This is a genomic window from Microbacterium sp. USHLN272 (assembly GCF_037149655.1).
GTDB lineage: Bacteria > Actinomycetota > Actinomycetes > Actinomycetales > Microbacteriaceae > Microbacterium > Microbacterium galbinum.
In genome coordinates, this window is record NZ_JBBCRA010000002.1 from 234889 (window position 1) to 253535 (window position 18647).

The 18647-nt window shown below is 69.9% G+C and carries 19 protein-coding genes and 1 tRNA gene; 16 read left to right on the forward strand and 4 right to left on the reverse strand.

Annotated elements, in window-relative coordinates; translation table 11 throughout:
• Positions 1-35: 35 nt before the first annotated feature.
• The 3 genes from WFJ97_RS14415 to mscL are packed head-to-tail and all read left to right on the forward strand — an operon-like array spanning position 36 to position 1369.
• Complete coding sequence (locus tag WFJ97_RS14415; RefSeq protein WP_247956644.1) at positions 36-632, forward strand: 5-formyltetrahydrofolate cyclo-ligase; 597 nt, start codon at positions 36-38, stop codon at positions 630-632.
• A gap of 15 nt (positions 633-647) precedes the next feature.
• On the forward strand, positions 648-920 hold the full coding sequence (locus tag WFJ97_RS14420) for an FmdB family zinc ribbon protein (RefSeq protein ID WP_247624961.1): 273 nt from the start codon (positions 648-650) through the stop codon (positions 918-920).
• A gap of 23 nt (positions 921-943) precedes the next feature.
• Positions 944-1369: a large conductance mechanosensitive channel protein MscL gene (gene mscL / locus WFJ97_RS14425; RefSeq protein WP_247624962.1), complete on the forward strand. Its 426-nt coding sequence runs from the start codon at positions 944-946 to the stop codon at positions 1367-1369.
• 303 nt (positions 1370-1672) lie between these two features.
• Here mscL and WFJ97_RS14430 read toward each other — a convergent pair whose 3' ends face one another.
• Positions 1673-5341: an AAA family ATPase gene (locus WFJ97_RS14430; RefSeq protein ID WP_247634233.1), complete on the reverse strand. Its 3669-nt coding sequence runs from the start codon at positions 5339-5341 to the stop codon at positions 1673-1675.
• Between the two features lie 227 nt (positions 5342-5568).
• On the opposite strand from WFJ97_RS14430, the gene WFJ97_RS14435 reads away from it, so the two are divergent.
• From WFJ97_RS14435 to WFJ97_RS14445, 3 genes are all read left to right on the forward strand, one after another.
• A complete protein-coding gene (locus tag WFJ97_RS14435) occupies positions 5569-6126 on the forward strand; it encodes a methylated-DNA--[protein]-cysteine S-methyltransferase (RefSeq protein WP_336642008.1) in 558 nt (185 codons plus the stop codon).
• Between the two features lie 85 nt (positions 6127-6211).
• A complete protein-coding gene (locus WFJ97_RS14440; protein WP_336642009.1) occupies positions 6212-7069 on the forward strand; it encodes a LuxR C-terminal-related transcriptional regulator in 858 nt (285 codons plus the stop codon).
• A gap of 105 nt (positions 7070-7174) precedes the next feature.
• Complete coding sequence (locus WFJ97_RS14445; protein ID WP_247624966.1) at positions 7175-7525, forward strand: histone-like nucleoid-structuring protein Lsr2; 351 nt, start codon at positions 7175-7177, stop codon at positions 7523-7525.
• 45 nt (positions 7526-7570) lie between these two features.
• On the opposite strand, the gene WFJ97_RS14450 is transcribed toward WFJ97_RS14445, so the two are convergent.
• Positions 7571-8200: a MarR family winged helix-turn-helix transcriptional regulator gene (locus tag WFJ97_RS14450; RefSeq protein ID WP_336642010.1), complete on the reverse strand. Its 630-nt coding sequence runs from the start codon at positions 8198-8200 to the stop codon at positions 7571-7573.
• Between the two features lie 79 nt (positions 8201-8279).
• Between WFJ97_RS14450 and idi the strand changes: the two genes are divergently transcribed.
• The 10 genes from idi to WFJ97_RS14500 all read left to right on the forward strand — a co-directional run bounded on the left by idi (position 8280) and on the right by WFJ97_RS14500 (position 16820).
• The gene (idi, locus tag WFJ97_RS14455; RefSeq protein WP_336642011.1) at positions 8280-8801 is read left to right on the forward strand and encodes an isopentenyl-diphosphate Delta-isomerase; all 522 of its coding nucleotides are present in this window, start codon (positions 8280-8282) and stop codon (positions 8799-8801) included.
• Between the two features lie 2 nt (positions 8802-8803).
• Entirely contained in the window at positions 8804-9883 is a 1080-nt protein-coding gene (locus WFJ97_RS14460; protein WP_336642012.1) for a polyprenyl synthetase family protein, read from the forward strand.
• A complete protein-coding gene (locus tag WFJ97_RS14465) occupies positions 9880-10782 on the forward strand; it encodes a phytoene/squalene synthase family protein (RefSeq protein WP_336642013.1) in 903 nt (300 codons plus the stop codon). Before WFJ97_RS14460 ends, WFJ97_RS14465 begins: the two co-directional genes overlap by 4 nt.
• On the forward strand, positions 10779-12377 hold the full coding sequence (crtI, locus tag WFJ97_RS14470) for a phytoene desaturase family protein (RefSeq protein ID WP_336642014.1): 1599 nt from the start codon (positions 10779-10781) through the stop codon (positions 12375-12377). Before WFJ97_RS14465 ends, crtI begins: the two co-directional genes overlap by 4 nt.
• A complete protein-coding gene (locus tag WFJ97_RS14475; protein ID WP_336642015.1) occupies positions 12377-12724 on the forward strand; it encodes a lycopene cyclase domain-containing protein in 348 nt (115 codons plus the stop codon). The genes crtI and WFJ97_RS14475 overlap by 1 nt, the downstream gene beginning before the upstream one ends.
• Positions 12721-13065, forward strand: a complete 345-nt coding sequence (locus tag WFJ97_RS14480; protein ID WP_336642016.1) for a lycopene cyclase domain-containing protein — start codon at positions 12721-12723, stop codon at positions 13063-13065. Before WFJ97_RS14475 ends, WFJ97_RS14480 begins: the two co-directional genes overlap by 4 nt.
• Positions 13062-13952: a prenyltransferase gene (locus WFJ97_RS14485; protein ID WP_247624974.1), complete on the forward strand. Its 891-nt coding sequence runs from the start codon at positions 13062-13064 to the stop codon at positions 13950-13952. The genes WFJ97_RS14480 and WFJ97_RS14485 overlap by 4 nt, the downstream gene beginning before the upstream one ends.
• Before the next feature lie 27 nt (positions 13953-13979).
• Entirely contained in the window at positions 13980-16166 is a 2187-nt protein-coding gene (locus WFJ97_RS14490) for an MMPL family transporter (RefSeq protein WP_336642017.1), read from the forward strand.
• A 65-nt stretch (positions 16167-16231) separates the two neighbouring features.
• Positions 16232-16305 (forward strand) — tRNA-Arg (locus WFJ97_RS14495).
• Between the two features lie 35 nt (positions 16306-16340).
• The gene (locus WFJ97_RS14500) at positions 16341-16820 is read left to right on the forward strand and encodes a hypothetical protein (RefSeq protein ID WP_336642018.1); all 480 of its coding nucleotides are present in this window, start codon (positions 16341-16343) and stop codon (positions 16818-16820) included.
• Between the two features lie 30 nt (positions 16821-16850).
• Here the strand turns inward: WFJ97_RS14500 and WFJ97_RS14505 are convergent, their stop codons facing one another.
• Entirely contained in the window at positions 16851-17348 is a 498-nt protein-coding gene (locus WFJ97_RS14505) for an HNH endonuclease (protein ID WP_247624977.1), read from the reverse strand.
• A gap of 338 nt (positions 17349-17686) precedes the next feature.
• On the reverse strand, positions 17687-18481 hold the full coding sequence (locus WFJ97_RS14510; RefSeq protein WP_247624978.1) for a M23 family metallopeptidase: 795 nt from the start codon (positions 18479-18481) through the stop codon (positions 17687-17689).
• Positions 18482-18647 lie beyond the last annotated feature (166 nt).

The window sequence follows — 18647 nt, forward strand, 5'->3', positions numbered from 1 at the left end:
CAGCCTACCGGTGGGCGCCGCGTAGACTCTGAGCCATGTCGAACGAGGTCGAGCACGCCAAGCGCGCACTGCGCGCCGAGCTCCGCGAACGCCGGGCGCTCCTCTCCGATGCGCAACGCGATGCCGCCGCCTCCTCGATCGGCGAACGCCTCGACGAACTCGTCGAGAGCCTCGGTGCCCAGTCGATCTCCTGCTACCTCTCGGCGACCGCCGAGCCGGGCACCCGTGAGTTCGTCACGCGGGCGGTGCGCCGCGGCATCCGCGTATTGCTCCCCGTCACCCGCGCCGACGGACTGCTCGACTGGGCCGTCGCGAACGATGACGACGACGTCGCCGAGGGACTCTTCGGCCTGCCCGAACCGACCGGCGAGGTGCTCGGCCCCATCGCGGTGAACGACGTCGACCTGATGATCGTGCCCGCCGCCGCGGTCGACCGTTCGGGCATGCGCATGGGCTGGGGCCGCGGCTATTTCGACAAGACCATCGGGTCGATGGAGAAGTGCCCTCCCGTGTACGCGGTCATCTATGATTCCGAGATACTCGACTCCCTGCCTCGCGAGGTGCACGACCAGCCGGTCGACGGCATCGTGACGCCGACGCAGACCCTCTCCCTGTCGCAGACGCGACGCTGACCCTCCGAGGACACCATGCCCACCTACGCCTATGCCTGCACGTCGTGCGGCCACCGCTTCGACGCCGTGCAGAGCTTCGCCGACGCGTCGCTCACCGTCTGCCCCGAGTGCGGCGGCACCCTGCGCAAGCAGTACGGGTCGATCGGCGTGACCTTCAACGGCTCCGGCTTCTATCGCACGGACTCGCGGGCGAAGAGTGGCGGATCATCGGATGCTTCGACATCATCGAAGAAGGAGTCGACGACCACCAGCGCCCCCGCGCCGACGTCGAGCCCGACCTCATCCTGATTCCCCACCACTCGGAGGTTCGCATGCTCAAAGGATTCAAGGACTTCATCCTCCGCGGCAACGTCATCGACCTCGCGGTCGCCGTCGTCATCGGCACGGCGTTCACCGCGATCGTCAACGCCGTGGTCGCCAGTGTCATCAACCCGCTCGTCGCCCTCTTCTTCAAGGCCGACGCGATGGGCGGTTTCGGCCCGCAGGTCACCAACATCTACGGCGACACGGTCACGTTCCCGCTCGGCGACCTGATCTCGGCCGTCATCAGCTTCCTCGCGGTCGCCCTCGTCGTGTACTTCGTGTTCGTCCTGCCGATGAACACCTTCAAGGCCCACGTCGAGGCCCGCAAGGGCACGTCCGCCGAGCAGCCCGAAGAGGAGCCGGCCGCCGCGACCGAGGCCGAGCTGCTCGTCGAGATCCGCGACCTGCTCGCGAAGAGCAACGCCCGCGACTGACAGGCACACCGTCGCTGCACAGGCAGCCGCACCGGACGTCCCGTTCCGCTCCGCAGCCTCACCACGACGCTCAGTAGTGGGGCGGGACGTCCTGCATCATGCGGTCGTCGTTGGGACCCGCGGGGCCGTCCGGGCGCCGCTTCCGGTCTTTCGCGACCGAGTCGGGACCGCTCTCGGGGTCGGGATCGCTTCCCTCCACCGGCGTCAGGCGTGCGCGGCGGGAACCCGGCACGCGCTCGACCCGCTGCCGCGGAGCATCCGATGCGGGCTCCCCCGGAGAGGCATCCTCAGGCATCCGCTCGGTCAGCCGTTCGCGCCGTCATCGAGGTCGAGCGGCTGCGTGTCGTTCTCGGCACGCGCGGTCGATGGCGAGATGCCGAGCACCGAGGCGATCCGCGTCGCCGCCGTGGCCGGGTCGCTGTAGAGGTCGAACGCGTGCACGCGCACGTAGTGCCAGCCGAGTCGGCGCAGCACGTGCGGGCGCAGACGCAGGGTCTCGCGCAGCGAGTCGCCGCGCGATTCCGGATCGCACTCGATCACGACGGCCTTGCCGCCGTGCTGCGCGACCAGCGGCAGCAGACCGCGGTAGTCCACGTCGACGGATGCTCCGAGCCGGCGCAGCTCGCGGGCGAGCGCGAGGGTCAACGGGTCGGCGAGGTCTTCGAGACGCGCGTCGCGGGCACGGGCGGCCAGGCCGCCGAGGATCGACATGAGCGTCGCGGCGCCGTGCTCGAGGCGTCCATCGTCGAAGGACGACGGACGGATCGACGACACGATCACCATGGAACGGCGCGCGCGGGTCATGCCGACCGTGAGCAGCCGCTCGCCGTCGGGCGTCGAGAGATCGCCGAAGTCGCTGAGCACACGGCCGTGCTTGGTCAGACCGAAGCCGAGCGAGAAGATCACCCGGTCGCGGCTCTCGGCGACGGACTGCTCGAGGGTGAGAACGGCGAAGGGTTCCGCGGTATCGCGCCCCACGAAGTCGGCGACGTCGGAGCGTCCGGCGAAGGCTGCCGTGACCGCGGCGCGCACGCGCTCGGCATGACGGGCGCTGGCGGTCACGACCATGAGCGACTCGGACGGGCGGTGCACGGCATGCTCGACCACGAGCGTCACCACGCGGGCGACCTCGGCGTCGGGGCTCTCGACCGCACCCGAGATCGGGTCGGGCGTGCCCGTGCCTCCCTCGACGTAGTCGACCGTGAGGCTTCCCCGACCGAGATACGACCCGGCCCAGGGCAGCGACACGATCTCGCCGCCGTAGAAGGCGTCGTTGATGAGCTCGGCGAGGTCTTCTCCCCCGGCGCGGTAGCTGCGCGTGAGCGTCATCACCGGAAGCAGCTCCGAGAGACGTTCGAACACCGAGGTCTCGTCGAACTCGACCTCGGGCTCCCAGAGGTCATCGGGGTCGACGGCGATCTGGAACGGCGACGGGCGCTGGGTCACCGGGTCGCCGAACGCGACGACCTGCCGCGCACGACGGATCGCGGGCGCGGCCTCGGCGAGGTTGATCGCCGCGGCATCCACCAGGAGAACGGCGTCGAACTCGACGGAGTCCGGGATCTCGGGAACGAGGTACGGCGAGGAGATCCAGACCGGAGCGAGCGTGGAGACGAGCGTCGGAGCGGCGCTGATCACCTCGGCGGACGTCGTCGTGCTCTGCGTCAGGGCACGACGCAGGTTCGCGGACTCCTGCGGCTCGTCGACGATCGCGATCTTCCACTGGTTGGCGAGCTGCCAGGCCAGCAACGGGCCGGCCATCGCGGCGTGCGCTTCGTCGACGAGACGGAAGTCGCGCTCGAGCCGATCGACGACCGCGGTGTTCGCGCCGAGGAGGGCGCGGTTGTCCTGGAGGGCGCGCTCGAGGAGAGACTGCCACCACGCGAACTCGAGCTCGTCGCCCACCCGCGACTCGGAGACGTGACGCACCGAGAGGTCGGTGAGCAGGGGCTCGAGGCCGAGGAGGGCGAGTTCGTCGCGCAGCTCCGCGCGCTCGACGAGGTTCTCGAAGACATCGGACTTCGCCGCGAGACCCGCGAGCGTGCGCACCAGGCGCGCCACGGGCAGCGTCGCCAGCGGTTCGCGTCGGCCGAGGGCCGCGTCGAGTTCGGCGAGTTCGGCCTCGACGCGCTGCCACGCGGCCGCGACCTCGCCGAGACCCAGCGGGATCTCGGGGGCGACGCCCGCATCGACGCAGCGCTGCCACTGCGTGCGCTGGGTCTGGATGCGCAGCAGCGCCTCGTGCATCTCGGTGACGTGCACACCGGGACGCACGTACTCCTTCGCCAGGCGGCGCAACCGCCGACGGTTCGCCGACGACATCCCCGGTGCATCGCGGCGGGACCCGTGCGCCTGGATCAGCTCGCCCAGTGGCCGCTCGAACACGGTCGGGCTGAAACGGTCGAGCGAGTCGCGGATGCCCTCGAGCAGTCGCAGGTAGTCGCCGAGCTCGTCGATGGTCGAGAACGGGCGCATGTGGGTCTGGGCGATGAGTTCGTAGCCCCGCTCGAGCAGCGCCGGAACGCTGTCGGAGTGCAGGCGGCCCGCCAGCTCGTGCGCGGCGCGTGCGGCCTCGGTCGTGGCGAAGGTGACGCCGTACCAGGGCGAATCGTCGGGGCCGAAGCGGAACTCGCCGAGACGCGCGGCCTGCGCGAGGGCGGCGGCGGCCGGCCCGCGATCGCCGGCGAGACGCCGCAGGGACTCGTTGCTGAGTCGCGCCGTGGTCGACGGCGGGGTCGGCAGCGAGGCGAGTCGGGTGAGGTGACGGGTCGCCTCGAGCACGGAGGCATCCATCCCGGGCACGGGAGACGTGAGCGCGTGACGGTAGTCGCGGAGCACGGTGCGCAGGCGCACGAGCGCATCGTCGACCTCTCCGACCTTGGGAGCGCTCGCCTTCTCGTTGCGACCGATGGCGCGCACGAGGTCACGACGCACGCTCACCGGCGAGATCGCGAGGCTGTCGAGACCGATCCCGGCCAGGCGGTGGCGGACTCCGTCGAGCGTCGAGCGGCGGGCCGAGACGACGAGCACGCGCTTCCCCGCCCGGACGAGCTCGCCCAGCGCGTTGATCACGGTCTGCGTGCCGCCGGTGCCGGGCAGTGTCGCGACGGTCAGCGAGTGGCCGGCGGCGATCCGCGAGAGCACGGCCTCCTGCTCGGCATCCGCATCGAGCAACAGGGTGTCGGATGCCGGCGCGCGGTCGTCCGGCCCGGTGAAGTGCGGCGTGGCCCGCGGGGCCCTGACCCGCTCGCGGTCGCCGACGTGACCGGCGAGGGCGTTGAGCACCTGGTGATCGAGCGTGCGGGTGTCGCGCGACATGGAGCCCGCGACGTCGGCGAAGGTCGACACGACCAGGCGCGGTTCGACCGAGAAGGTGTCGATCGTCCGGGTGATCGCACGCAGGCTGTCGATGACCGGCTGAGGCTTGAAGATGCCGCCGTCGTAGGCGAGGGATGCCAGGGTCGACGCGTCGATCGAGATGCCGAAGTGCTCGCGGGCGATGCGGACGAGTTCGGGATTGACCTCGAACGCCCCCTGCAGCTTCAGCTCGTAGTCGGAGTGGTGGCGGCGGATCGCGAGCGGGCGCAGCAGCACGGGGGCGGCGAAGAACGCTCCCCCGATCCGCCAGCGTGCGACGCCGACGGCGAGGTGCACGGCCTCGATGCCGCGCACGGTGCGCAGCTCGGTGTTCTTCGCGGTGATCCGCTCGGCGGCGAGCCGTGCGGTGCGCAGACCGACCTCGTCGCGGAAGAGGTTCGACAGCAGCGTCGATTTTCCGGTGATGAACTGCGGGAGGCTGCCGGGGTGCGCCTTGGAGATGTCGATACCGGACTCGGCCCCGTCGCGGAAGCTGGTCAGCGGCGAGGGGCCGCCCAGATCGGCGGCTTCACTACGCAGTCGCGAGCGCTCGCCCTCGGCGGCGTGGGTCACGATGACGCCGGTCGACGAGGACCGGAGGTCGCTGAGGGTCACGGCGAGCGCTGCTCCCGTGTCTTCTACCGTCTTGCCTTCCCGTCGCCACACAACTCACACACTAAGCGCGCCGGGCGCGAGGCCCGGTATCCCGGGTGGGTTTCGCGGAATTCCGGTCGCGGATGCCGCGGCGAACTCCTTCTGCACCGCCACCCGTCGAGAGCGACTCTCCCCCGTCCGTGGACCTCCCCTCAGGGCAGGCGGTCGCCGGGCGTCAGGATGGACGCATGACCTTCCGCTACGACTTCGCCCCCACGCCCTTCGGCGATGCGCTCGCGGTGTTCTCCGACGAGGGCATCGTGCGCTTCGATCTGTCCGAGTCGGAAGACCCTTCGGTCCCGTGGCTCCTCGAGAACGTCGCCCGGGAGCTGCGGGCGGTGCCCGAGCCCGACCCGGGTGCGGCCGATGAGCTGGCCGACCTCCTCGACCGCTATTTCGACGGCGCGCCGATCCGGTTCGACGAGCACCTCTCTCTCGACTGGCGCCTCGTCGACGGCTTCCCTCGACGCGCCCTCGAGGCGATCGGAACGATCGAGTGGGGCGAGACCCTGAGTTACGGGGAGGTCGCCGTCCTCGCCGGCCACCCGGGCGCGGCCCGCGCCGTGGGATCGGCCTGCCGCATCACCCCGTTCTCGATCATCGTGCCCGTGCACCGCGTCATCCGCTCCGACGGCTCTCCCGGTCACTACGGGGCGCACCCCGAGCGCAAGCGGTTCCTCCTCGACCTCGAATCGGGCGGGCGGAGCGTCCAGCGCCACAGGATCGGCGCGGGTCCTGCCGAGTAGGCCGTCGGGATCCGCGCCGGAGGGGCGCCGGTGGTAATCTCACCGCGTGACGGGAACGGCGCCGTCGCGCGGAAGGCAGGTGGCCGTGAGCACTCCGACCGGAGCCGAATCCGACACCGAGCTCATCGCACGCGCCGTGCGGGAACTCGCCCGCCGCACCCGGTTCCCGGTCGCCTTCGGCGGCCTCCTCGATGACGGTGTCGTGCACGTGACGACGATCGTCGGCAACCGCACCCGCAGTCTCGACGGCCTGCGTGTTCGACCCGAGCGAGGACTCGGAGGGCGAGCGATGATGGAGCTCCGTCCGCGCATGACCAGCGACTACGGGTCCTCGCAGCAGATCACTCACGACTACGACGTCTTCGTGCTCGGCGAAGGGCTGCGCACACTCCTGGCGGTTCCGATCGTCGTCGCGGGACGATCCCGCGGCGTGCTCTACGCAGGCGCCTGGGACGACGAGCAGATCGGCGGGATCACCACCGCCCCGGCCATGCAGGTCGCGCAGTCGGTCGCCGACGAGTTGCGCATCCGCGAGGAGGTCGAACGCCGACTTCGCGCCGGCGCCCCGGCATCCACCCCCCTGCCGGCCGGTCAGCAGGAGCAGTTGCGTGAGACATTCGCCGATCTGCGCAGCATCGCCGCATCGATCGACGACGACGAGCTGCGCGCCCGGCTCGCTCGCGTCGAGGGGCGTCTGCTCGCCCTCTCGGGTGAGCAGACGACGACCGCGACCGGCCCGTCGCCCGTGGTCCGCCTCTCGCCGCGCGAGACCGATGTCCTCTCGTGCGCCGCGCTCGGGGCGACGAATGCCGAGATCGCATCACAGCTCGGCCTCCGCGAGGGAACGGTCAAGGCATACCTCGGCACCGCCATGTCGAAGCTCGACGCATCGACCCGGCATTCCGCTGTCGCTCGAGCCCGGCGGGCGGGGCTCCTGCCGTGATCGCCTAAATCACACCGGAATTCCATTTGCATTCACCCCTGTATGCAAAAGGAATCGCCGTCCAATTGATTGCCGCAATTAGATTCGGCGAGTAATGTTCACTCCATGGCGAGACGAATTGTGCATCAACTGGTCGACGATATCGACGGCAGCGTTCTGGAGATCGGCGAGGGAGAGACCGTTCATTTCTCCCTCAACGGCACCGCGTGGGAGATCGATCTGAACTCGGAGCACGCCGCGGAACTCCGCGCAGCCCTCGAGCCCTACATCTCCGCCGGGCGTCGTGCGGGTTCCGCGAGCTCCCCGCGCAGCTCTTCGGGTTCCGCCCGCAAGCGGCCTGCGCGCAACCCCGAGGTCGCGGCCATCCGCGCCTGGGCAAATGACAACGGATACTCGCTCTCGGAGCGCGGACGAATTCCCGCGCCCGTCATCGAGGCATACAACAAAGCGCACTGATCGCGCACGAATACCACGAATGAAGGCTCTCCTCCGGGGGAGCCTTCATTCGTCGTGCTCGGTGACCCAGGCCTCATCGGGCAGGGCGATCTCCTGCGTCATGTCCTCGAGGAAGCGAATGACGACCGCGCGCTCCTCGCGCGTGAGCCTGGCCGCGGCGTAGAACCGCTTCGCCTGCTGACGCCCCACGGTCTGCATCGCCGCGTGGCGGGTCTCCTCGGTGATCGTGATCGCGAGCGCCCGGCGGTCGGTCGGGTGCGGCGAGCGCACGATGTGACCGCCCTTCTCGAGGCGGTCGAGCAGCTTGGTGGTCGACGCGGTCGAGATCGCCAGGTGTTGCGCAATGCCGCCCGGGGTCGCGATCGCGTGCCGGTTGGCGCACACGATGAGGTAATGCAGGGCACGCATGTCGGTCTCGTTGAGCTGCATGTAGCGACGCGAGGCGCGGGACAGCTTCTGCTCGGCCTCGCGCAACTCGCCGAGCGCTCCCATCACGAGCGCGATCTGCTGCAGGTCCTCCGGCGCGACCCCCGAGCGATCGACGAGTGCACTGCGCGGGTCGCTCGCCTCGACGTCGTAGATCGCGGCGTGGCTGAGCCCGTCGGCCGCGGCATCCGCTCGCGAACCGTCGACCGGCGCCCCCGTCTTCGGGGTAGTGCCGGGTGCAGTGTCCATGCGATCATGTTACACAACGATCTATTTCATGCTAAGTTAATTACTCGCCAAGCTAGTGAAATGACCTGCAGAGGACGCCATGGACGACGTGACCCTTCTCGACGAGAACGGAACCGCGATCGGTTCCCTGCCGAAGAGCGACGTCCACACCACCGACACCCCTCTTCACCTGGCCTTCTCCTGCCACCTGCTGAACGAGCGCGGACAGGTTCTGCTCACCCGCCGTTCGCTCGCCAAGAAGACCTGGCCCGGCGTGTGGACGAACAGCTTCTGCGGGCACCCCCGCCCCGGTGAGGCCATCGCGGATGCCGTGCACCGCCGAGCACACGAAGAACTCGGTGCGCGCGTCGTCGATCTGCGGCCCGCGCTCCCCGATTACCGCTACCGCGCCGTCGACGCGAGCGGCATCGTCGAGAACGAGGTGTGCCCCGTCTACGTCGCCCGACTCGACGGCGACCTCTCCCCCCGACCGGACGAGGTCGCGGAATGGGCGTGGGCGGATGCCGCCGACGTCGCCGCCGCCGTCGCCGGCACCCCCTTCGCCTTCAGCCCCTGGCTGGTCGAGCAGCTTCCGCTGCTCCGAGAGAGCGGAGCACTCTGATCATGGCTTCCGTCGCGACTCAGGACGAACTCGGCACCCGCGTCGAGGAGGCCCTCCGGCAACGCTTCGCCGAGCGCAGCTCCGCCGCCGAGAACTACGGAGAACCGTTCGCCGCGCTCTGGCGCGCCGCCGCGGCGCACGCGATGGGCGGCAAGATGATCCGTCCTCGTCTGCTCCTCGACGCGCACCGAGCGCTGTCGGCATCCGGTTCGGAGGTCGACCAGACAGCAGCCATCGAGATCGCCGCAGAGGTCGAGCTGCTCCACTACGCCTTCCTCCTGCACGACGACGTGATCGACGGCGACCTCGTGCGTCGGCGGCAGCCGAACCTCATCGGCACCCTCGCGGCGTCCACGGGCCGGGCACGCGAGGATTCCGAGCTGCACTGGGCGCGCTCGAGCGCCATCCTCATGGGCGACCTGCTGCTGGCGACCTCGGTTCTCGGCTTCGCGCGTGCCCGCGTCTCGACCGCGGCACGTCTGCGCCTGCTCGACCTCATCGAGCACACCATCGTCGAGACCGTCGCCGGGGAGCACATCGACGTCGGGCTGGGCGACGGGATCATCGAACCGGACCTCCGCACGATCCTGGAGATGAGCACCTACAAGACCGCGACCTACTCGTTCTCGCTCCCTCTGCGGGCGGCGGCGATCCTCGCCGGCGCCTCGGCCGAGCTCGAAGACGACCTGGCGGCGATCGGCCGTCATCTCGGACTCGCCTTCCAGCTCCAGGACGACCTGCTCTGCGTGTTCGGCGATCACGAGGTGCACGGCAAGGATGCGTTCTCCGACCTGCGCGAGGGCAAGGAGACGGCCATCATCGCCTATGCGCGGATGACGACCGCCTGGCCCCACATCCGGCAGCACTTCGGCTCCACGATGCTCGACGAGCACGAGGCCGTGCACATCCGCGAGCACTTGCGCGACTGCGGGGCCGAGCGATTCGTGCAGGGCCTCGTCGCCGATGAGCTCGCCGCGGCATCCGCGGTCGCGGTCGACATCGAGTCCGCGCACATCGTCTCGGGCGACGTCATCGACAGCATCCGCACCCTGATCGCGCGCATCGAGGGGCGCGCATCGTGACCGCGTCGCCCGCGACCGGCGGCGACGATTCCCTGCGCCGGTTCAGCAGGACCGCAGAGATCGCCACCGCCGGCGTGATCCGCGCCTATTCCACGTCGTTCGGCATGGCGACCAAGCTGCTCGGCCCCCGCCACCGCCAGCACATCCGTAACATCTACGCGATGGTGCGGATCGCCGACGAGATCGTCGACGGCGTGGCCGCCGAGGCGGGGCTCGACGCCGGAGCGCAGGCCGACGCCCTGACGTCGTACATCGCCGAGACCCACCGCTCTCTGCGCACGGGGTACAGCAGCGATCTCATCCTGCACGCCTTCGCGCAGACGGCGCGCGCGTGCGGCATCGGGGAGGACCTCACGCAGCCGTTCTTCGACTCGATGCGCGCCGACATCCCGACGGCGGATGCGGCGGCGGCGTACGACGCCGATGCCCACGCTCGGTACGTGTTCGGATCCGCAGAGGTGGTGGGCCTGATGTGCCTGCGCGTGTTCCTGCGAGACGCCGAGCGCACGCCCGCGCAGCTCGAGACGCTCGAGCACGGCGCACGCCAGCTCGGCGCCGCGTTCCAGAACGTGAACTTCCTGCGCGACCTCGCCGACGACACCGACCGGCTGCGCCGTAGCTATCTCGGCACGGCCGAGCGCCTCACCGACGCCGACCGCGACACCTGGGTCGCGACCGTCGAGACCCAGCTCGACGACGCCCGCGCCTCGATCCCGCTCCTCCCGAAGGATGCGCGCGCCGCCGTGCGCAGCGCGCTCGCCCTCTTCGCCGCGCTCACCCGACGCGTCGCGAAGACCCCCGTCGACGACCTCTACCGGCGGCGCGTGCGCGTGCCCGACCCGCTCAAGGCAGTGCTCGCCGCACGCTCCGTGCTCGTCACCGCGGTGGAGCCCCGATGAGCCGGGTGGTGGTGATCGGTGCCGGCGTCGCGGGCCTCGCGACGGCGGGCCTGCTCGCACGCGACGGCCACGAGGTGCTCGTCCTCGAGAAGAACGCACAGGTCGGCGGGCGCGCGGGCAGCATCGAACGCGACGGCTTCCGCTTCGACACCGGCCCCTCCTGGTACCTGATGCCGGAGGTCTTCGACCACTGGTTCGCGATGATGGGCACGTCGGCAGCCGAACAGCTCGACCTCGTGCCGCTCGACCCCGGCTATCGCGTGTTCCGTCAGCCGCAGGGCGATGCGGCGACCTCGGAGGTGACGGTGCCGGCGGGGCGCGACGCCGTCTCCCGGCTGTTCGAGTCGCGCGAGCCGGGTGCGGCGAGCGCGCTGTCCGACTACCTCGACTCGGCCCACCACGCGACCTCGATGGCCGAGAAGTACTTCCTCTACAACCCGTTCACCCGGCTGACGACGCTGACGACCGGAGAAGTGCTGCGCGCTGCACCGCGGCTGTTCTCCCTCCTGGGCACGCGCCTGCAGTCCTTCGCGGGCCGACGGTTCCGCGATCCGCTGCTCCGGCAGATCCTCGGCTATCCGGCGGTCTTCCTCGGCACCGATCCGCGCAGCGCCCCCGCGATGTACCACCTCATGAGTGCGCTGGACCTCGACGAGGGCGTCAGCTACCCCCAGGGCGGTTTCTGGGGCGTCGCCCTGCGCATCGAGGCGCTGGCCCGCGACGCGGGCGCGCGCATCGTGACCGAGGCGGAGGTCACCGGCATCCGCACCACCGGCCGCGGTCGGGCGACGCGCGCGACCGGCGTGGAATGGACGGATGCCGCCGGCGAACGCCACATCGAAGACGCCGATATCGTGGTCTCCGGCGCCGATCTGCACCACACCGAGACCGCGCTCCTGCCCGCCGAGCAGCGCAGCTATCCCGAATCCTGGTGGAGCCGACGCACGAGCGGCCCCGGCGCGGTGCTCGTCATGCTCGGCGTGCGCGGTGCGCTCCCCGAACTGCCGCACCACTCCCTGTTCTTCACCGACGACTGGGACGCGAACTTCGACGCCATCTTCGGCTCCGAGCAGCGCATCCCCTCCCCCGCCTCGACGTACGTCTGCCGCCCCAGCGCGACCGACGACGCCGTGGCCCCGGCCGGTCACGAGAATCTCTTCATCCTCGTGCCGGTCCCCGCCGACCCCGACCTCGGCCACGGCGGCTCCGACGGCACCGGATCGGCGACGATCGAGCGCGCGGCCGACGCCGCGATCGACCTCGTCTCGACCTGGGCGGGCATCCCCGACCTGCGAGAGCGGATCGTGGTGCGCGAGACCAAGGGACCGGCCGACTTCCGCGACGACTACCACTCGTGGAGCGGGGGGATGCTGGGGCCGGCGCACATCCTGTCGCAGAGCGCGATGTTCCGCGCGCAGAACGCCTCGAAGCGGGTGCGCGGCCTCTACTACGCGGGGGCGACGACAGCGCCGGGCGTCGGTGTGCCGATGTGCCTGATCAGCGCGGAGATCGTGCTCAAGCGCATCCGCGGCGATCACTCCGCCGGCCCCCTTCCGGAGCCCGCGCGCACTCCCCGCGGATCGACGGGGCGCTGATGGGCTTCGTGTACCTGGCCGCCCTGCTGGTCTCGACGGGCTGCATGCTGCTGCTCGACCGGCGCTTCCGACTGTTCTTCTGGCGGGATGCGATCGCGGCGACCGTCGTCACGATCGCGGGTCTGGCGTTCTTCCTGATCTGGGACGTCTTCGGCATCGTCACCGGCATCTTCTACCGGGGCGAGGGCGCGATCGCGACGGGCATCGTGCTCGCTCCCGAGATGCCGCTCGAGGAGCCGGTCTTCCTCACGTTCCTGGTGATCTGCACGATGGTCGTCTACACGGGGGCGGTGCGCCTGCTCACCCGCGGCCGCGCTCGCCCGGTGCCGAGCGAGGGGGCGCGATGACCTACCTGCAGCTCGCCGCGTGGTTCCTCGGCGCCGCCGTGGTGATCGCCATCGGCCTGACGCTCCTCGCTCGCGGTCGAGGTCCGCATGCCGGTGCCGTCGCCCTGACCGTCCTGGTGATGCTCACGCTGACGGCGGTGTTCGACACGATCATGATCGCGAGCGAACTCTTCCACTACGCCGGGCCGCAACTGCTCGGCGTGCACATCGGCCTCGCCCCGATCGAGGACTTCGCGTATCCGCTCGCCGGCGCTCTGCTGCTGCCGGCGCTGTGGGCTGCGCTCCGCTCGCGGCGTACCGCCCCGGAAGACGCTCCTTCCTCTGAGGGGACCCGCGCATGACTGCACCCGCCGCCCGCCCGTCCCTCGCCCGCGACCTCGGGCAGATTTTGCTCTCGTCGCGCCCCATCAGCTGGATCAACACCGCGTTCCCGTTCGCCGCCGGTTATCTGCTCACGACGCGCGAACTCGACCTCACCGTCGTGATCGGCTTCGTGTACTTCCTGATCCCCTACAACCTCGCCATGTACGGGATCAACGACGTGTTCGACTACGCCTCGGATCTCGCGAACCCGCGCAAGGGGGGCATCGAGGGTGCGCTCCTCGCCCCGCGGATGCACCGCCCGACACTGTGGGCTGCGGCGGTGTCGAACATCCCGTTCCTGGTCTACCTCGTCGTGGTGGGCAACGCCGCGTCGACCGCGTGGCTCGCGGTCAGCGTGTTCGCGGTGATCGCGTACTCCGCGCCTCGTCTGCGCTTCAAGGAGCGCGCGTTCCTCGATTCGGTGACCTCGAGCCTGCACTTCGTGACCCCGGCGATCGTCGGACTGGCCCTGGCGGGCTCGGGCGTCACGCGCGACACCGTGCTCGTGCTCGTGGCCTTCTTCCTCTGGGGCATGGCGGCGCACGCGTTCGGCGCGGTGCAGGACGTCGGTCCCGACCGCGAAGCCGGCATCGGCTCGGTGGCGACCGTGATCGGCGCAGCCGCGACCGTGCGCCTCTCGCTGGGCCTGTGGGCGCTCGCCGGCATCCTGATGCTGCTGACGGCCTGGCCGGGACCGCTCGGTGCGCTGCTCGCCCTCCCATACCTGATCAACGCCGCGCCATGGTGGCGCGTGAGCGATGAGGACTCCGGCGCGACCAACCGAGCCTGGCGCCGCTTCATCTTCCTGAACTACTTCGCCGGCTTCCTCGCGACGATGATCCTCATCCTCGCCTGGGTCTCCTGACCCCGCACCACCCGAAAGGCCCTCACCATGCCCCTATCCGACCGCGCCACGACGCCGACCATCCGCGAACGCTCACGCCGCCACTCCTGGGTGCGCGTGTTCCTGCCGGTCGCGCTCATCCTGGTCTGGCTCCTGGGCGCGTCGCTCGGCGGCCCGCTCTTCGGCAAGGTCGACGAGGTCTCCTCCAACGACCAGACCACCTACCTCCCCGAGTCGGCGGACGCCACCCAGGTGCAGGAGCTGCTGGGCGATTTCCGTGACAGCGATGAGATCCCCGCGATCGCCGTCTTCACCTCCGAGACGACGCTGACGCATGCCGAGATCTCCGCGATCACGGACGCCGTCGCCGACACCCCCTCGCTCGAGGGCATCGCCGACGATGTCTCGCCCGCGCTCGTCTCCGACGACGGATACGCGGTGCAGGCGTTCATCCCGATCAGTGGAGACGCCGAGCTGAAGGACGTCACGGCCGAGCTCGGCGACGAGCTGCGCGCCTCCGCCCCGGACGGCGTCAGCGTGTACATCACGGGCCCCGCCGGATTCACCGCCGATCTCGCCGCCGGGTTCGCGGGCATCGACGGGCTTCTCCTGGGCGTCGCGCTCCTCGCCGTTCTGGTGATCCTCGTGCTCGTCTACCGCTCGTTCCTGCTGCCGCTCGTGGTGCTCTCCACCAGCCTCTTCGCGCTCTGCGTCGCTCTGCTGGTGGTGTGGTGGCTCGCGAAGTTCGAGGTCCTGCTGCTGAGCGGGCAGACCCAGGGCATCCTCTTCATCCTCGTCATCGGCGCCGCGACCGACTACGCGCTGCTGTTCGTCGCGCGCTTCCGCGAGGAACTGCGCATCGCGGAAGACAAGGGCACGGCGGTCATGGCCGCGTGGAAGGGGTCGTTCGAGCCGATCGTCGCCTCCGGCGGCACGGTGATCGCGGGTCTGCTGTGCCTGTTGCTGAGCGATCTCAAGTCGAACAGCACCCTCGGTCCGGTCGCGGCGATCGGTATCGTCTTCGCGATGCTCGCGGCGCTCAGCCTGCTGCCCGCACTGCTGCTGCTCTTCGGTCGCGCGGTGTTCTGGCCCCGGCGGCCACGGTTCGAGCCGGAGGTCGTCGCCGAAGAGCACGGCATGCGCACCACGGGCCTCTGGGCGCGCCTCGCGGGAGTCATCACCCGTCGACCGCGTGTGATCTGGATCGTCACGACGCTGGTGCTGCTCGCCGGCGCCGCGGGCATCACTCAGCTCAACGCGGTGGGCGTGCCGCAGTCCGATCTCGTGCTCGGCGCGTCCGAGGCGCGCGACGGCCAGGCGGCGCTCGGTGAGCACTTCCCGGGCGGTTCGGGCAGCCCGGCCTACGTGATCGTCGCCGAGGACTCCCTGCAGGATGCCGCAGATGTGCTGCTCGCGAACGACGGCGTCGACAGCGTCGCGGTCACGGCATCCGATTCCCCCAGCGGAACCGCGAGCGTGACGACCGATGGCATCGTCGCGGTCGGCCCTCCCGGAACCGCCGCACCCGATCCGACGGTCGTCGACGGTGAGGTGCTGCTGCAGGCGACGCTCACCGACGCCGCCGATTCGGATGCCGCGGCCGAGACCGTCCGCTCCCTGCGCACCGAGCTCGCGGGCGTCGACGCCCTGGTCGGCGGCGTGACGGCGACGGCCATCGACACGAACGACGCGTCGATCCACGATCGCAATCTGATCATCCCCGTGATCCTCGTCGTCATCATGCTGATCCTGATGCTGCTGCTGCGCTCGATCCTCGCGCCGGTGCTCCTGATCCTCACCACGGTGCTGTCGTTCGGCACCGCGATGGGCGTCTCGGCGCTGGTCTTCAACGGCATCTTCGACTTCCCCGGGGCGGACCCCGCCGTGCCGCTCTACGGTTTCGTCTTCCTCGTCGCCCTCGGCATCGACTACAACATCTTCCTGATGACGCGCGTGCGCGAGGAATCCCTGGCGCACGGCACGCGCGAGGGTGTGCTGCGCGGACTGTCGATCACGGGCGGCGTCATCACCTCGGCGGGCCTCGTGCTGGCCGCGACGTTCGCCGCGCTCTCGGTGATCCCGATCCTCTTCCTCGTGCAGCTCGCGTTCATCGTGGCGTTCGGGGTGCTGCTCGACACGTTCATCGTGCGGTCGCTGCTCGTGCCTGCGCTCGCTTACGACATCGGCAAGAGGATCTGGTGGCCGTCGAAGCTCTGGCGCCGGGGCCCGGACTGAGTCTCTGCCGAGCCTCGACTGCACCTCGGGGGCCTGCCGTATCCGGTCGCTAGACTGGATTCCAGGCCCCCGTAGCTCAGCAGGATAGAGCAGCCCTCTCCTAAAGGGCAGGTCGCAGGTTCGAATCCTGTCGAGGGCACCGATGAGCATCCGACGACGAGTGGGGACACGACGATGACCGATCCGACGCAGAACCCGTACGTTCCGCCGCCCGCACCGGGCGCGGGCATCCCGCCGGTCCCGCCGGCCACGTCGGTGCCGCCCGTTCCCCCGGCACCCACCGCGAGCCCGCTCGGGTACCAGCCGCCGCCCGCGCCGCAGTACGCGACGCCGCCGCAGCCCGTCCAGCCCCCGCAGCAGGTCGCGCCCTACGGCTACCCCGGTCAGGCCCCCGTGTCCGCCGGGCGGAAGCAGACGTCACCGCAGACCAGCAGCATCATCTCGGTCGTCGCCGGAGCGGTCTCGATCATCGTCCTGCCCTGGATCGCCGGATTCATCGGCATCGGGATGGGCGTGTTCACCCTCCGCACGCAGTCGACCGCGCATCGCCAGGGGCTTCCCACGAGCGGTGCCCATACGACGATGGCGATCATCGGGATCGTGCTCGGCTCGATCGGCATCCTCGCGAAACTCGCGCTCGACTACTTCCTCTGATCCGTTCCGAGTCGCGCCTGTCGCTCGCGGTCAGGCCGCCAGCGCCAGGTACGGCTCCCACCGCGGGTCGCTGCGCTCGGTGCCGCGCACGGTCCACGCCGTGCCGTGCGGAGGCCGAGGAACGAACCGCAGTTCCCAGCGCATCTCCTGCGGTGTGCGATTGCTCTTGACGTTGTTGCAGCGCAGGCAGCAGGCGACGAGGTTCTCCCACGAGTCGGCTCCGCCTCGCGAACGCGGCATCACGTGGTCGATGGTCGACGCCGCCTTGCCGCAGTAACCGCACCGGTGATTGTCGCGGCGCAGCACGCCGCGACGGGTGACCGGCACGCGTCTGCTGTTCGGCACGCGCACGTAACGCGAGAGGATGATCACCGCCGGGCGGTCGTAGGCACCGCGGCTCCCCCAGACGGGGTCCCCCTCGATGCGTTCGATCACGGAGGCCTTGTCGTTCATCACGAGCACGAGGGCCCGCTTGAACGACACGATCGCCAGGGGCTCGTAGCCCGCGTTCAGGACAAGTGTGCGCATTCGTCATCCTCTCGATCCGCCGGGACGGCTTCCCGGCACTCTCGACTCACACGACGTCGTGCCGGCGGAGGAATGATCGCAGAGACGAAAAAAGGCGCTGTCTAGAGACAGCGCCTTCTGCGCGCGGAAGAACCGCGGCGTCCCTGCGGGCGATGCCGGAGGACGTGACGACCGAGGGCATCCATGGTGCGGATACTCGGTTGCGTGTCCATCGGCTTCTCCCGTCAGTTCGACGACGGGTTCAGGCTAACCCATTCCGGACGGTGCAGGGCGAAACAGCCGGTGAACGTTCGGGCGTGTTCGCCCAGCGCTCGCCCAGCCGAGCGGCTCAAGAAAGGTCAGCCGGCGTTGGCGCCGAGCCAACCGATGGGCTCGACGAGTCCGCCGTTGACCCAGACCTCGAAGTGGAGGTGGTTGGCGGTCGAGCGACCGGTGCTGCCGACGTAACCGATGAGCTGGCCGGCTTCGACGGTCTGCCCCTGCTGCACCTGACGCGAGCCGTAGATCATGTGGCCGTACGTGGTCTGCACGCGCTGGCCACCGATGACGCTGTCGAGCATGACGCAGACGCCGTATCCGCCGATGCTCTCGGCCGAGGCGCGCACGACGCCGGCAGCGGCCGCGTAGATCGGGGTGCCCGCGGGGGCGAGCATGTCGGCACCGTTGTGACCGCCGCCGACCGTGCGGCTGACATTCCAGGAGCCGAGGGGAAGCGGGTAACGGACCTCGCCCGACCCGGGTGCGACGAGCGCGTAGCCCGCGGTGTTGAAGCTGGTGCTGGTGCTGGCAGCGGCGGCCTTCGCCGCCTCAGCGGCCCGTGCGGCGGCAGCTTCTTCGGCCTTCTTCTTCTCGATCTCCTCCGGCGTGGTCGCCGTGAAGGTTCCGCGATCGAGGGGAGCTGCAGTGGCCTCGGAGGCCACGACGAGCGACTGCGCGTCGACGGCGGCGAGCTGCTGGACGGTGGTGGCGGCCTCTGCCGGCTTGGTGGCGGCGTAGGCGGGCAGAGCGACGGCGGCGACCAGAGCACCGACTGCCCCGAAGATGGCGACCGACCGGATCGGCTTCGCGATGGAGCGGGTGCCGTTCTTCCCACCGGTACGGCGGGCGACGGCGCGGTCTTCAGATTTCTTCACGGGCAATTCGTTGTCTGCGACCAAAACATCCTCCAGCGCCTGCGCGCTCGGGTAGCGCTGACTCGTCGGCACTCTGCTCTCGTGGCACGTGTGTATCTCGGGTACGTTGTGCGTTTCTCACCGCGTCGACGACGAGCCTGGGAGGCAACCGACGCGATTCATCGTC